The organism is Saccharopolyspora gloriosae, from assembly GCF_014203325.1.
GTDB classification, from domain to species: domain Bacteria; phylum Actinomycetota; class Actinomycetes; order Mycobacteriales; family Pseudonocardiaceae; genus Saccharopolyspora_C; species Saccharopolyspora_C gloriosae.
Genome location: NZ_JACHIV010000001.1, coordinates 1,173,308 through 1,187,747 on the forward strand (window position 1 = coordinate 1,173,308; position 14,440 = coordinate 1,187,747).

The 14,440-nt window shown below is 72.5% G+C and carries 7 protein-coding genes; all 7 read left to right on the forward strand.

Annotated features, from left to right (window positions below):
* Positions 1-39: 39 nt before the first annotated feature.
* Positions 40-4,050 carry a type VII secretion protein EccCa gene (eccCa, locus tag BJ969_RS05505; protein ID WP_184477775.1) on the forward strand — a complete coding sequence of 1,337 codons (4,011 nt, stop codon included), beginning with the start codon at positions 40-42 and terminating at the stop codon, positions 4,048-4,050.
* Positions 4,047-5,444: a type VII secretion integral membrane protein EccD gene (eccD, locus tag BJ969_RS05510; RefSeq protein WP_184477776.1), complete on the forward strand. Its 1,398-nt coding sequence runs from the start codon at positions 4,047-4,049 to the stop codon at positions 5,442-5,444. The genes eccCa and eccD overlap by 4 nt, the downstream gene beginning before the upstream one ends.
* 4 nt (positions 5,445-5,448) lie before the next feature.
* Entirely contained in the window at positions 5,449-6,798 is a 1,350-nt protein-coding gene (gene eccB, locus BJ969_RS05515; protein WP_184477777.1) for a type VII secretion protein EccB, read from the forward strand.
* Between the two features lie 7 nt (positions 6,799-6,805).
* Positions 6,806-9,628 (forward strand): hypothetical protein, encoded by a 2,823-nt coding sequence (locus tag BJ969_RS05520; RefSeq protein WP_184477778.1) that lies wholly within the window; start codon positions 6,806-6,808, stop codon positions 9,626-9,628.
* 82 nt (positions 9,629-9,710) lie between these two features.
* Complete coding sequence (locus tag BJ969_RS05525) at positions 9,711-13,025, forward strand: right-handed parallel beta-helix repeat-containing protein (protein ID WP_184477779.1); 3,315 nt, start codon at positions 9,711-9,713, stop codon at positions 13,023-13,025.
* Between the two features lie 113 nt (positions 13,026-13,138).
* A complete protein-coding gene (locus BJ969_RS05530; protein WP_184477780.1) occupies positions 13,139-13,576 on the forward strand; it encodes a YbaB/EbfC family nucleoid-associated protein in 438 nt (145 codons plus the stop codon).
* Positions 13,573-14,268 carry a hypothetical protein gene (locus tag BJ969_RS05535; protein ID WP_184477781.1) on the forward strand — a complete coding sequence of 232 codons (696 nt, stop codon included), beginning with the start codon at positions 13,573-13,575 and terminating at the stop codon, positions 14,266-14,268. The genes BJ969_RS05530 and BJ969_RS05535 overlap by 4 nt, the downstream gene beginning before the upstream one ends.
* Positions 14,269-14,440 lie beyond the last annotated feature (172 nt).

A 14,440-nucleotide genomic window follows, 5' to 3' on the forward strand; every position in this document is an offset into this window, starting at 1 on the left:
GTCGATGTCCCCAGCGGTCGACACGAACGAGGCAAACCCATGAGCACCATCACGGTGAAGCGCCCACCGCGCGCCACGGGGCCGGAGATGCCCGAGGGCACGGTGGAGCTGCAGGAGCCTCCGGTCATGGAGGAACCGGCCGCGATGGACTTCCGATCGGTGGCCATGATCGTGCCGATGGGCATCGGCTCGATGGCGATGATCATGATGGTCTCGTCCCGGAGCAGCTCGCCGATGATGTACATCATGGGCGGCGGCATGGCGCTGGCGATGCTGGTCATGGTGCTGACCCAGCTCGGCCGCAACGGGGCCGAGCGCAAGCGCAAGATGGCGTCCGAGCGCCGCGACTTCCTGCGCTACATCGCGCAGCTGCGGGAGAAGGCCAGGGAGTCGGCGGACCAGCAGCGCCGGGCCGTGGTGTGGAGCAACCCGGCGCCGTCCTGGTTGTGGTCGATCGCCGCCGGTCCCCGGTTGTGGGAGCGGCGGGCCAACCAGGACGACTTCGGGCGCGCCCGGATCGGATTGGGCGCGCAGGCCGCGGCGGTGGAGTACACGGCGCCGTCGACCAAGCCGATCGAGGACCTGGAACCGCTGGCGGCGGTCTCGCTGCGGCGGTTCCAGGAGGCCTACGGCACCGTCTCGGGAATTCCGATGTCGGTGGGGCTGCGCAGCTTCACCAGCGTGGAGTTCGCAGGTGCGCAAGAAGGCGTGGTCGGCTTGGTGCGGTCCCTGCTGGGCCAGCTGGTCACCTTCCACTCGCCGGACGAGCTGCGGGTGGCGGTGCTGACGAGCGAGACCTGCCAACCCGAGTGGGACTGGGTCAAGTGGCTGCCGCACAACGCCCACCCCACCGCGCACGACGCAGCGGGCCCGCTGCGGTTGTTCGCCTGCGACCACGACGAGCTGATGGACGTGCTCGGCGCGGACATCACCGACCGGCCCGACCACGACCCGAGCAGCCGCCCGGGCGTGGTCGAGCCGTTCGTGGTGGTGGTCGCGCACCTGACCGAGATCCCCGAGTCCTCGCGGCTGCTCGACACCGGGCTGCGCAACGTCGTGCTGCTGGACCTGTCCGGGCGGCTGCCCGGCGGGCCCAAGGTGCTGCGGCTGACCGCGGAGGACGACGAGGTGAGCTTCCCGGTGGGTGAGGAGACCGGCACGGCCCTGCGCGACGGGCTGAGCCTGGTGCAGGCCGAGGCGCTGGCCAGGTCGATGGCGCCCAAACGCACCAGCGGCTCCGTGGACGTCGTCGACCAGCCGTTGGAGAGCGACTTCGAGCTGACCACGCTGCTGGGCATCCGCGACCCGCGCACGTTCGACGTGCCCGCGCAGTGGCGGCCCCGCGCCGCGCAGCGCTCGCGGTTGCAGGTGCCGATCGGAGTCACCACCGAGGGCGAAGTCGTCGAGCTGGACCTGAAGGAGCCCGCCCAGGGAGGGATGGGCCCGCACGGCATGCTGATCGGCGCCACCGGCTCCGGCAAGAGCGAGCTGCTGCGCACCTTGGTGGCGGGCCTCGCGGCGACGCACTCGTCGGAGATCCTCAACCTGGTGCTGGTCGACTTCAAGGGCGGCGCGACGTTCCTGGGCATGGACGAGCTGCCGCACACCTCGGCGGTGATCACCAACCTCGCCGACGAACTGCCGCTGGTCGACCGGATGCAGGACGCGCTCAACGGTGAGCTGGTGCGCCGCCAGGAGTTGTTGCGCGCCAGCGGATATTCCTCGTCGTTCGAGTACGAGAAGGCGAGGGCCGGGGGCGCCCGCCTGGTGCCGTTCCCGGACCTGCTGCTGGTGGTCGACGAGTTCAGCGAGCTGCTGGCGAGCAAGGCCGAGTTCATGGACCTGTTCGTCTCCATCGGGCGGCTCGGCCGCAGCCTCGGGGTGCACCTGCTGCTGGCTTCGCAGCGGCTCGACGAGGGCCGCATCCACCGGGTGGAAGGCCACCTGTCCTATCGGATCGCGCTGCGCACGTTCTCCTCGATGGAGTCACGGGCCGTGATCGGCCAGGCCAAGGCGTACGAGCTGCCGTCCGACCCGGGCAACGGCTACTTGAAGATCGATACGACCACGCTGGTGCGGTTCAAGGGCGCCTACGTCTCCGGGCCCTGCCCGGAGCGCGACGGCGCGGCCCCTGCCACCTCCGAAGAGCGGGCGTTCTCCGAGGTCGTCTCCTTCCGCACGCAGCCCTACCCGAGCCTGCACCAGATCCGGCAGCACGAGGAGCAGGGCACCCCGGAGCCGGAGGCGGAACCCGAGGACGAGTCCGGTGAGGACGCCCCGTCGCTGATCGAAGTCCTCATCGGACGGTTGAAGGGCTCGGGCCCGCCCGCCCGCCAGATCTGGCTGCCGCCGCTGTCGGCGGCGCCGAGCCTGGACGGCCTGCTGCCCAGCGTGGTGCCGGACCCGGTCCGCGGCATGACCGTCGAGCCCACCGGCGGCCGGACCCCGCTGCGGGTTCCGGTGGCCGTCGTCGACCGGCCATACGAGCAGTCGCGGGACCTGATGACCGCGGACCTGTCCGGCTCGGACGGTCACGTCGGCATCGCCGGTGCACCGCAGAGCGGCAAGTCCACGCTGCTGCGGACCCTGGTGCTGGGGCTCGCGCTGCACAACACGCCGCGGGACGTGCAGTTCTACTGCATGGACTTCGGTGGCGGCGGCATCATGTCGCTGTCCGGGCTGCCGCACGTGGGCTCGGTCGCGACCCGGATGGAACGCGACCGGGTGGTGCGCACCATCGCCGAGCTGACCCAGCTGCTGGAGCGCCGGGAGTCCCTGTTCGCCGAGCACGGGTTCGAGTCGATCGCGGCCTACCTGCGGGCTCGGGAGCGCGGCGAGGTCGACGATCCGCACGGGCACGTGTTCCTCGTGGTGGACGGCTGGTTCACCGTCAAGCAGGACTTCCAGGAACTGGAGGCGAAGATCGGCGAGCTCGCCTCCCGCGGCTTGTCGTTCGGCATCCACCTGGTGCTGGCCGCGACCCGCTGGTCGGAGATCCGCACCTGGCTCCGGGACCTGCTGGGCAGCAAGCTCGAACTGCGCCTCGGCGATTCGATGGAGTCGGAGTTCGGTTCGCGCAAGGCCGCGACCGTGCCGAACCAGGCCGGTCGCGGGATCACCTCGGACGGCTACCACTTCCTCACCGCGCTGCCCCGGCTGGACGGACGGTCCGATGTGGACGACCTCTCCGAGGCGACCAAGACGGTCACCGAGGAGGTGCGGGCGTTCTGGCCAGGCGAGCCCGCCCCGCCGGTGCGGATGCTGCCGACGAAGCTGCCCGCGCGGCAACTGCCCGCCCCGCAACCGGAGTTCCGGATGTGCATCGGCCACGACGAGCAGCGGTTGCAGCCGGTGTGGCACGACTTCCACGCGCAGCCGCACCTGATGGTCTTCGGCGACGGCGCGACGGGCAAGACCAACCTGCTGCGCCTGGCGCTGCGCTCCATCCGGCGGCGCTACGGGCCTGACCAGGCCAAGATCGTGCTCGGCGATGCTCGGCGCGACCTCGACAACGAGGTGCCCGCCGAGTACAACGTCGGCTTCGGGGTCAACTCCGAGGCGCTGCACGGGCTCGCCGAGCAGACCGCCGCCTCGATGGTCAAGCGGGTGCCGGGCCAGGAGATCTCCTCGGAGCGCATGCGCAAGCGGGACTGGTGGGAGGGTCCGGAGCTGTTCCTGGTCGTCGACGACTACGAACTGCTCACCCGCGGCGGGATGGGGTCGGCGCTGGACCCGCTGCTGTCGATGATCCCGCAGGGTGTCCACATAGGACTCCACCTGGTGGTCGCCAGGAGCACTTCCGGTGCCATGCGAGCGATGATGGACCCGGTGCTGCGCCGGCTCTGGGAGCTCGGCACCCCTTCGCTGCTGCTCTCCTACCCCAAGGAGGAGGGCACCTTCATCGGTGAGGCGAAACCGCGCAAGCTGCCTCCCGGCCGCGCCCAGCTGGTCACCCGGCGCGGCATCCAACTCATCCAGACCGGTCTGGTCGACGACGAATTCGCCACGGCCGCCCAGCAGACGAGCACGATCAGGAAGGAGAACCGATGACCAGCGCCAGGGCCGCGGAGCTGTGCAGGGTCACGGTGTTCGGCCCGGACGGGAAGGCCGATCTGGCGGTACCGGTGTCGACCTCGGTGGCCGACCTGCTGCCGGTGCTGCTCAGCCACACCCGGCGGCAGCCCGCGGAGGACGAGCCGGGCTCCTGGGTGCTGCAGCGGCTCGGCGAGCCGCCGCTGGACCCGGACGGCACCCCGGAGACGCTGGACTGGCTGGAAGGCGAGCGGCTGCACCTGCGCCCCGCCGCCGACCCGCTTCCGCAGCTGGACTTCGACGATCTCGCCGACGGGATCGCCACCAGCGTCGAGCAGCACCCGGACCGCTGGCGGCCGGAGTTCGGCCCGCGCCTGTTCCAGGTGCTCTCGGGCGTGCTCATCGGGCTGCTCGCGATGGTCCTGCTCGGCGACGGTCCGACCGGGCTGCACGCCGGCTTCGCCGGGGGCCTGGCCCTGATCTTCACCGGTGCGGCGCTCCCGCTGGCCAAGAACCTCAAGGACGTCGCGCTGGCGCGGCTCATCGGCCTCGCCGGGTGCGGCTACGCGGGGATCGCCGGGCTGATCGCCGCCGACGGCGTTCCCGACGGCGTGGCACCGACTCCGCCGGGACTCCTGGTGGGCACCGGGTGCGCCGCGTTCGCGGCCGCCGTCCTGCTGGTGCTGCACCGGTTCGCGGGCCGGGCCGTCCCGTTCGGCCCGTTCCTGGCGGTGCTGCTGCTGGCCGCGGTGGTCCACGGTGGGGTGTGGCTGGGACTGGGCTTCGGCCTGCGCCCGGGGCAAACGGCGGGTGCGCTCGCCGCCGTGGTGTTCGGGGTCGTGCTGTTCGCCCCCAAGGTGACCATCCGGGCGGCGTTCCTGCGCGGGCCGCAACTCCCGCGCAACGCCGCCGACCTCCAGCAGGACATCGACCCCGCCGGGGCGGACGACGTGAGCTCCCGCACCGGCAACGCCGACCGGTACCTCAGCGCCGCGCTGGTCTGCGCCGCGGCCGTCCTCATCGCGGCGTTCCCCTTGATCATGACCGAGGCCGGATGGGTGGCCTGGGCGCTGGTGAGCGTGCTCTCCTGCTCGGTGCTGCTGCGGTCGCGCGCCCTGTTCAGCGCCTGGCAGCGGGTGTCGCTGGTGGCGGCCGGGACCACCGGGCTCTCCCTGGTTGCGCTGGCCTTCGCGCGGGAGTTCTCCCCGGGATGGCGCGCGGTCCTCGTGCTCGGCCTGCTCCTGGTGCTGCTGGCGCTGGTGCTGGGCGCGCTGCGCCCGCTGCACCGCCGGATGCTGCCGATCTGGGGGCACCTGGCGAACATCTTCGACACCTGCACGGCCATCGCGGTGCTCCCGCTGCTGTTCCAGCTGCTGGAGCTCTACGCGTGGGCGCGCGGATTGGCCGGGTGAGCAGGTGCAGACCCAACGAGACCACGTCCACGCCTACCAGTTCCTGATGGGCAGGATGAGCTCGGCACTGGTGCTCGCCGACCCGGCCAGCGCCGAAGTACCGGCGAAACGGGCCAAGACCGGGTTGATCGCCGGTGTGGTGCTCGCGCTGCTGATCGGCGTCGGGTTCGGCGTCTACGGGCTGTTCGTCCCCGGCGGCAGCAAGAAGTGGCAGGCCCAGGGCGCGATCGTGGTGGAGAAGGAGACCGGGACCAGGTTCGTCAACGCGGGCGGGGTGCTGCACCCGACGCTGAACTTCGCCTCGGCGAAGTTGTTGCAGGGCGCGGGATCCGAGGTGAAGACGATCTCGCAGGCCTCCCTCGCCGGCGCCCCGCGCGGTGGCCCGATCGGCATTCCGGACGCGCCGCAGACGCTCCCCCCGGTCGAGGACCTGGCCGGTTCGCACTGGCTGGTCTGCCTGCCGGGAGCGAGCACCGGAGCCGCCCCCGGGCGGTTCAACCTCGACTTCGATCCGACGTCCACCGCCCGGCAGCCGTCCGCCGACCAATACCTGCCGGTGCGCTCGGTCGACGGCACCGACTACCTGCTGTGGCAAGGCCGCAAGCACCGGATCGCCGATCCGTCGGTCCAGGTCGCGCTGGGCATGGCCAACGCGCGTCCGTCCACGGCTCCGCCGTGGTGGCTCGACGCGGTGCCGGACGGGCCGGTGCTGGCGCCGGCCCGGATCGACGGCGCCGGGTCCGCCGGGTCGCCCGTCGGCGGCACCCCGCGCCAAGTGGGGCAGCTGTTCGAGCAGCACGCCGCCAACGGCGGGGTCCAGCGGTTCGTGCTCCGCGCGGACGGACTGGCACCGCTGAGCGAGACCGAGTTCGCGCTGCTGGCGGCCCAGCCAGGAAACCCGGCGCCGGAGCGGATCGGTGCCGCCGCGGTGGCCGGTGCGCCCCGCTCGGCGGACCGGTCGTTGTTCGACCGGATTCCCGACCTCAGCGGCGCAGGCTGGCAGTCCGGCGCGGACTCGCTCTGCCTGCGCCAGAACCCGGCCGGGGACCAGGTCCGCAGCCAGGTGGTGCTCGCCGCGCCGCGGCAGGCCGCATCGCCCGGTGGCGCGGTGAACGTGCGGCCGGGAACCGGGCTGGTGGCCGGTGCGCTGCCGATCCCCGCCGGGCAGCGGGTGCCGGACCGCTACCTGATCACCGACCAGGGCACCAAGCACCTGGTGCCGGACGACGAGTCGATGCAGGCCCTCGGTTTCGGCAGCGCGCCGGTGCGCCCGATCTCGAACGAACTGCTCGCCGCCCTCCCGGACGGACCGGTGCTCAGCCGGGCCGCGATGGGCGTGAGCGAGAAGGGATGAACAGCTGATGCCCGCACTGCCTCCGCTGACCAGGCGCCGTCGCGATGAACCGGACATGCCGCTGACCAAGCACACCGTGGGCAACGCGCTCGTGGTGTGCGCGCAGCGGCGGATGACCACCGAAGCCCAGGAGATGGCCCTGGCGGTGGCTCCGGACACCGAACACGAGATGGTGGTCGTCGACCTGCCCAGCGACCTGCCCATCTCGACTTGGGACTCCGTCGCCGCGCTGCTGCCCAAGCGGCGCCGCGGGGTCCGGCTGGTCGTGGGCGGCCGGTCCCGGGAGGCCACCGCGCTGGCCGGGCAGTGGCTCTCGGAACGCCTCGGGCGCACCGTGGTGGCCCCGGACGGAGTGATCTTCCGGGGGACCGGCGGGACGCTGTTCGTGCATGCCGGGAAGGGCAGCGGCTGGGTCCGGTTCCGGCCGGGGAAGGCGCCGGAGTGGGAGGCCAAGCGGTTCCCGCGGCCGCTCTGGGACTCCAGCTTGGTCGAGGCTTGGCCCACCAGCGCGGTCGGCGTCGCCGAGCCGGTGCCCGGCGGGGTGTGGATCCACCCCACGGTCCGCGACGCCGCCTTCAGCGGGCACTGGGAGCGGCTGGCGAGCGGGATGCCGTGCCAGCAGGAGGTGCTCACCGTGGTGCTGGGCTGTCCTGGTGCGCCCGCGCTCTCGCTCGACGACGTGGTGCGGTTCTGGCGGCGGCTGGACACCTCGGTGCGCGCCCGGGTCCGCTTCGTGCAGTACGGCCCGGTGCACCTGCCCGAAGGCGACACGCTGGGCCAGGCGCTCGCGGACCTGCTGCAGACCCGGGTCGCCTGCTACGCCGGGATGCCGGTGGGTTCCCCGCACGCGCCGGACATCTACACGATGTGCGCGGACGGGAACCTGGGCTGGCACGCCTTCGCGCGCGAGATCGGTTACGTGCCCCGAGGGCACGCGGCGCACGGGGAGACCCCGGCGCTGCTGAGCCACCGCGCCCCGTTCGAGGGCTTGGAGGTGCTCTCCCCGGCGGTGTACTGGTACACCCCGGACGCGGTCGTGGAGGTCGTGCAGTCGGGCCTGTGGGTGCGTCCGCCGCAGGACGCGCAGAACGCGGCCGCAGTGCGCGCCGCACCGGTCGACCCCGAGGTCAACGTCCTGGCCTTCGACGCGACGGACGAGCGGGTGGCGGCCCGGATGCGGCTGCTGGCCGAGGACGTGCTGGCCCGGTTGGACCCGGCCACCCGCGTGCGCTGCCGGCTGGTGGCGGCCTCGGAGCTGGGGCGCGGTGCCGAGCGCGTCGCCGGAGCCGCCCGCGGTGAGCTGGGCGCCGGGCCGGGGCAGGCGTCCGCGCGGACCGCCCTGGCGGAGGCCGCGACGGACTTCGTCACCCCGATCTCCGGCTCTCAGCCACCGCCGGTGGCCGCCCCGCCGCCGGCCGGGCTCCCGCCGATCTCGGTGCCCGCGCCGGATTTCGTTGCGGCGTCGGCCATGACGAGCCGTTCCGGTGGCGGACCCGGACCGGCTCCGGGCGGCGGGCACGTGCCCGGACCCGTCCCGGAGCGCGGTGCCCCTGCGAAGGGCGCCGTCCCGGAGCCCGGCTTCCCGGCTCCTGCTGCTGCCCCGACCCCCGATCCCGCTCCCGTTGCTGGCCTGATCCCCGATCTCGCTCCTGCGGCCGTCCCGATCCCCGACCCCGCTCTTGCTGCCGCCCCGGCCCCCGATCCCGGTCCCGCTGCCACCCCGATCCCCGATCTCGCTCCTGCTGCCGCCCCGCCCCCTGCTCCCGAGCCCGCCCCGGTCCCCGGTGCCGCTGCGGTTTCCGGTGTGCCGGCCGCCGCCCCCGGCGCACCGGTCCGCCCGGCGTCCTCCGATGCCGACCAGGTCTCGGTGATGCCGCTCCGGTTGGAGAGCTCCCCGGCTCCCGAGATCGGCCCGCCACCGGAGGTGCCGGGCGCCCCCGAGCCCGCCGCCACGACCGAGGCCCCGGAACCGGAAGCGGCCCCGGAACCCCCGTCCCCCGACACCGATCGGTCGGCCCCGCCCGCGAAACCCCGCCCGCAACCCGTGCCGGAAGCCGCCGCTTCGGCGCTGCTGCCCGCCCAGGGCATCACCGAGGAGCGCACGTGGTTGCGTCGGACGCTCAGCCGCGAGTTCGACGCCATGGCCCACTCGGTCTCCAGGATCCTCTCGGAACACCCCGGTTTCCAAGGAGATCCCCGCTCGTCGGCCGACGTGCTCACCGACACCGTGGCCGTGCGCCTCTACCTGACCGAGCGGGGCGAGGCGATCGACCGTTCGCTGCGGACCGCCGCGAACGGGCCGCACGTCCCCTTCGCCCGCTGCGTCGTCTCGGGGTTGAGCAAGCTGCCCTCGCACCGCGGTGCCACCGTGTTCAGCGCCTCGCCGACGCCGGAGCAGTGGGAGCTCTACCGGCAGCGCCGCCTCGTCACCGAGTGGGGCTTCACCCACGCGCTGACCGAGCCCAGCGCGGACCAGGAGGGCGAGATCGACGTGCTGGTGTGGTCGATGACCGCCCGGCGCACGAAGCTGCTCGAACTCGACGACGCCGACCGCGCGGACGACCGCGTGGTGTTCGTACCGGGCACCAGCTTCAAGGTCCTGGAAGCGACCGAGTCCACTGCGGACGAACCGAGGAGGCGCATCCTACTGCGCGAGCTCGCGAGCTCCGAAGTGGACGAACAGGGCCGGGTGGCCGAACGCGCCTCGCTGGACGAGCTGGCGACCACCTCGCTGCGGCGGTGCGTGGAGCGCTGGGGGAACGCCCGTCCCAGCGGCGCGGTCGGCGAGTCGGCGCGCGGCCGGTTCGGCGCCCTGCCCGGGCTGGTGTAGCGGTGCCGGGTCGCGGCGCCGCCGTACGGGCGGAGCGCCGCGGAGCGGATTCGAGGACGGGTCGTCAGAGAGGGGAAGGTCGATGAACCGCGAACTTCTGGTGGTGGGAGCAGATCGACCGGGCGGGTTCCCCTCGATCGGCGCCGCGCTCGCGGCCGCCCACGACGGAGCCACCATCAGCATCCGGCCCGGCCGGTACGAGGAGAACCTGGTCGTCGACCGGATGGTCAACCTGACCGCCGAGGACGGCGAGGGCACCGTCGAGGTGCACGCCGCCGAGAACAGCGCGCTGGTCATCGACACCGAGGGCGCTCAGCTGCGCGGACTGGTGCTGGTCTGCGACGACGGCCGCTACCCCGCGGTCGACGTGCGGCGCGGCGAGGTCGCGCTGGACGGCTGCCGCATCGCCGGCTCGTCGTGGTCGGCCCTGCTGACCAGGGGCAGCGGCTCCGTCGCCGCGCGCGGTTGCCGGATGACGAGCACCGGCGGCGCGGGCATCGTGATCACGTCCTCGGCCGCCAGCACGGTGGAGGACAGCGAGGTCTCCGATGTGGCCTCCTCGGCCGTGGTGGTCGGGGAGGACGGTTCGCTGACGCTGCGCCGGTTCGTCGTGCGACGCCCGGGCGGCAACGGGATCTGCGTCAACGGGCGGGGCCGGTGCCTGCTCGAAGGCGGCGCGATCACCGAGGCCGCCAAGCCCGCGCTCGTCGTCGAGCAGCAGGGCACCCTCAAAGCCACCGAGCTGGACGTGCGCGACGGGGTCAACGTCGACCTCTACGTGACCGGCGGCGCGTCCGTCGAGATCGCGGACTCCCGGTTCTCCGGCGCCGCGGGCCAGGCCGCGTACCTCACCGAGCAGGCGAACCCGTTGCTGCGCGGGTGCACGTTCTCCGCCGCCCGGTGCGGGGTGCAGGTGACCGGGCGGGCCGCGCCCCGGCTGGTCGAGTGCGTCGTCGAGGACTGCCGGGTGGGCATCGTCGTGGACGGCGAAGCCCGGCCCCGGTTCGACAAGACCACGGTGCGCGGGACGACGGACGCGATCGCGCAGCTGTCCTCCTCGGCGGGCTCGCACTTCTCCGCGTTCCGCGCGACCGCCGACTCGGGTTCCGGGATGCTGCTGGCGGGCACCGGTGAAGTCGTGGTCGACAACGCGTCGATCGAGACCGCCACCTCCGCTGCGGTGGAGCTCGCCGAGTCCGCGCGGGCCGCGCTCACCGACACCCGCATCACCGCGGGCACCGAAGCGGCGCTCGTGCTCACAGGTGGCCGTGCGGAGCTCGTTTCGGCGCTGCTGCGCGGTGGTGGGCTGCGGGTCGGGGGCGCCGAGGTGTCGATGAACGACACCGAGATCGTCGAGGCGCTCGCCGACGGCGTGCTGATCACCACCGGTGGTTCGGTGCGGGCGGGCAGCTGCCGCATCCGCTCGGCGGGCGGGCACGGCGTGCACGTGACGGCCGGGGGCGGCGCGCGGCTCGACGAGTGCGAGGTGCTCGGCAGCGCCGGCGACGGCGCGCACCTGGACACCGCGGAGCCGGTCGCCCTGCACCGGTGCGCGATCAAGGGCAGCGGCGGAGTCGCGATCCGGTGCCCGCAGGACGACGCCCGGATCACCGTGCGGGACCTGGTGACGGACGCCGCGACCGGCGCACCGCAGCCTCCCCGCGGTTCCCGGCGGGAAGTCGACCGCTCCGCGCCCGAACCCGAGGAGTCCGAAGTGGACAACTCGCTGCTCGGGGCCAGCGGCGCCGAGCTGAACGGCCCGCTGTCCGAACTCGACTCGCTGATCGGCCTCCAAGGCGTCAAGCAGGAGGTCCGAGGCCTGATCAACCTGATCCGGATGTCGCAGGTCCGCCAGGAGAAGGGCCTGCCGATGCCGCCGATCAGCAGGCACCTGGTCTTCGCGGGCCCGCCCGGCACCGGTAAGACCACCGTGGCCCGGCTCTACGGCGCGGTCCTCGCCGAACTGGGCATCCTGTCGAAGGGGCACATGATCGAGGCCGCCCGAGCCGACCTGGTCGGCCAGTACATCGGCTCGACCGCGATCAAGACCACCGAGCTGGTGAACCAGGCCATCGGCGGGGTGCTGTTCATCGACGAGGCCTACACCCTCAACGCGCAGAGCGGCGGCGTCGGCCCGGACTTCGGCCAGGAGGCCATCGACGCGCTGATGAAGATGATGGAGGACCACCGCGACGAGCTGGTGGTCATCGTCGCGGGCTACTCGGAGCTGATGCAGGGATTCCTGGAGTCCAACCCCGGTGTCGCCTCCCGCTTCACCCGGACCATCGAGTTCCCGAACTACAGCGTCGAAGAGCTGGTGACCATCGCCGGCAACCTGTGCCGCAAGCACTACTACGAGCTCACCGACGACGCGATCGACGAGCTGACCAACTACTTCACCCGCGTGCCGAAGGGGGAGACCTTCGGCAACGGTCGCGTGGCGCGCAAGCTCTTCGAGGAGATGATCAGCCTCCAGGCTTCGCGGCTCGCCCAGCGCCCACCGGCCAGGGACTCCGACCTGAGCAGGCTGACCGCCGAGGACATCGCTCCGCAGACCGCGATGCTGGAGCAGCTCCCGTCGCAGCAGCCGACCACGCCGGACGCCGCCGACGACCCGCGCTCGGCCCTGCGCGCCACCCATGCCTGGCGGCGGCTCTCCGAGCTCAGCGGGATGGACGACACCCGGCAGGCGGTCGGGGCGGCGCTGCTGTCGCTGTGCGAGCGCAAGAACGGCCGCCGGGCGGTCGGCCGGCACGGCAACGCGGTGCTCGTCGGGCGGCGCGGCAGCGGTCGCTCCGAGCTCGCCCGGCTCTACGCCCAGGGGCTCTCCGAACTGGGATTGGTCGGAATCGGCCAGCTGGTGCGGGTTTCGCTGGCCGGAGAACTCGGTCCGCACTGGCCAGGCCAGGCCGAAAGCCTGGTGCGCAAGGCGCTCCAGGACGCCCGCGGCGGAGTGCTGGTGGTCGACGCCGACGCGGCAGGCGAGTCCCAGCCGGAGGAAGCCGAAGCGCTCCAGGCGGCGCTGCGCGAGCACACCGCGGAATCGGTGGTGGTGCTCACCGGCACCCGCGCGAGCCTGGAGGTCGTGCTGGCACGGGCGCCCAAGCTGGCGGAGAACTTCGGGCAGCGATGGGAGATCGGCGCGTACTCCACCGCGGAGCTCGCGGAGATCGCCGTCCGGTACCTGCGCGAGCGCGGCCACGAGGTCCCGGACGAGGTGTGCGAGGCGGTGCACGCGCGCCTCGCGGAGTCGGGCGGTTCGACGGTGCACGACGCCCACCGGTTCTCCCGGTACCTGGCCCGGGCGGCGGCTTCGCGCACGTTGGCGCTCGCCGACCTGGCCGGGCTGGGGGAGCGGGTCGAGCCGACGCGCTCCGGGCTGGCTTCAGTGGGCTGAGGCGGTAATCGGGGCAGACCGGATGCCCGCTGGTCCTCGATCCCGCTCGCGTCGTCGAGTGGTGGGCATCGCGTCGGGTTGAGTGGGAAGCAAGTCTCATCCAGGAGGTTTCCGTGTCCGATGTGGATCGTCGCAGCATCGAGATGTTGCGCGAGGAGTACGAACGCGTCAGCGCCGGCCTCGGCGACATGCAGCGGCGGATCACCGAGCTCTCGGCGACCGCGGTCTCGCCCCGGCGGGAGGTGTCGGTGACGGTGGGGAACCAGGGTGTGATCAAGGATCTGCACTTCCCCACCGCCGCCTATCGCAAGCTCCCCAAGAACGAGCTGGCCGAGCTGATCACGAAGACGATCGAAGCGGCCCGGGAGAAGGCCACCGAGCAGATGGCCGAGCTGATCGCCCCGATGATGCCCGGTGGCCTCAACGCCAAAGCCGTGCTCAGCGGGGACGTCAGCGCTGAAGCCCTGGCCGCCGCTGAGCCCCAGCTGCCGCCGGTGGTCGCCGAGACGCAGCGCAGCCGGGCCGCGCGGATCGAGGAGATGCGCGGATGAGCGGCTCGTTCTGGGTGGATCCCGAGCGGCTGGGCCGCAGCGGGCAGGGCTACTACGACGAGCAGACGCTGCTGAACGACCTGCATTCCGGCGCAGGCGACATCATGCTCCGGTACTCCGAGAGCTTCGGCAACGACAAGGAAGGCCAGGACTTCCGGCAGACCTTCAACGACGGGATGGCGGCCTACACCGGAGGCATCGAGGGGCTCAGCGGGCTCATGGAGCACATCGGCACGGGGTTGCACCACAACGGCCGGATGTACGGGGACTCGCGGGACAGCGCCGACGAGCTGACCTTCAACCTGCAGAGCGAGACCGACGTCGGCGAGCCCTCGCGGCCGGAGCAGCCCGCATCGCAGGAGGAGAAGGAGCCTGTGCCGTGGTCGCCGACCGAGGCGTTCGCCTTCGAGCGCGAGGGCGACTCGCCGCGATCGGATGGTTCCGGTGAGCCGGGTGATTCCCAGGCCGTCCTCGCGAACGCCGAAGAACCGCAGTTCGTCCGCAGCGAGAAGCCGGACGTGCCTGGTGAGGCGAAGTTCGAGGAGGGGCGGGATTCGGTAGACCCGGGTGTGCCTGGTGAAGCCAGGTTCGAGGAGGGGCGGGATTCGGTAGACCCGGGTGTGCCGGGTGGAGCCGAGTTCGAAGAAGCGCGGGAGTCGGTGGATCCCGTTGCGCCCCGCGGAGTTCGGTGACCTCGTGCCGGGGCCGGACGGTCACCCCACCTGTCCCGCCGTGGGCCGAGTGGCGCGCCGATCGGCGCGGGGACACCCGCTGATCGGCGGTTCGTGATGGTTATCCCCGGTTCGGCCGCGCGTCCGGTCGTCACCGCCCGCACCCGCTGGAAGGTGGGCCGGTAGTCGTCGT

Excerpts from the sequence above, each read along its gene's own strand:
- BJ969_RS05535 (WP_184477781.1), top strand. The coding sequence starts at position 13,573 with ATGAGCGGCTCGTTCTGGGTGGATCCCGAGCGGCTGGGCCGCAGCGGG.
- eccCa (WP_184477775.1), top strand. The coding sequence starts at position 40 with ATGAGCACCATCACGGTGAAGCGCCCACCGCGCGCCACGGGGCCGGAG.
- BJ969_RS05520 (WP_184477778.1), top strand. The coding sequence starts at position 6,806 with ATGCCCGCACTGCCTCCGCTGACCAGGCGCCGTCGCGATGAACCGGAC.
- BJ969_RS05525 (WP_184477779.1), top strand. The coding sequence starts at position 9,711 with ATGAACCGCGAACTTCTGGTGGTGGGAGCAGATCGACCGGGCGGGTTC.
- eccD (WP_184477776.1), top strand. The coding sequence starts at position 4,047 with ATGACCAGCGCCAGGGCCGCGGAGCTGTGCAGGGTCACGGTGTTCGGC.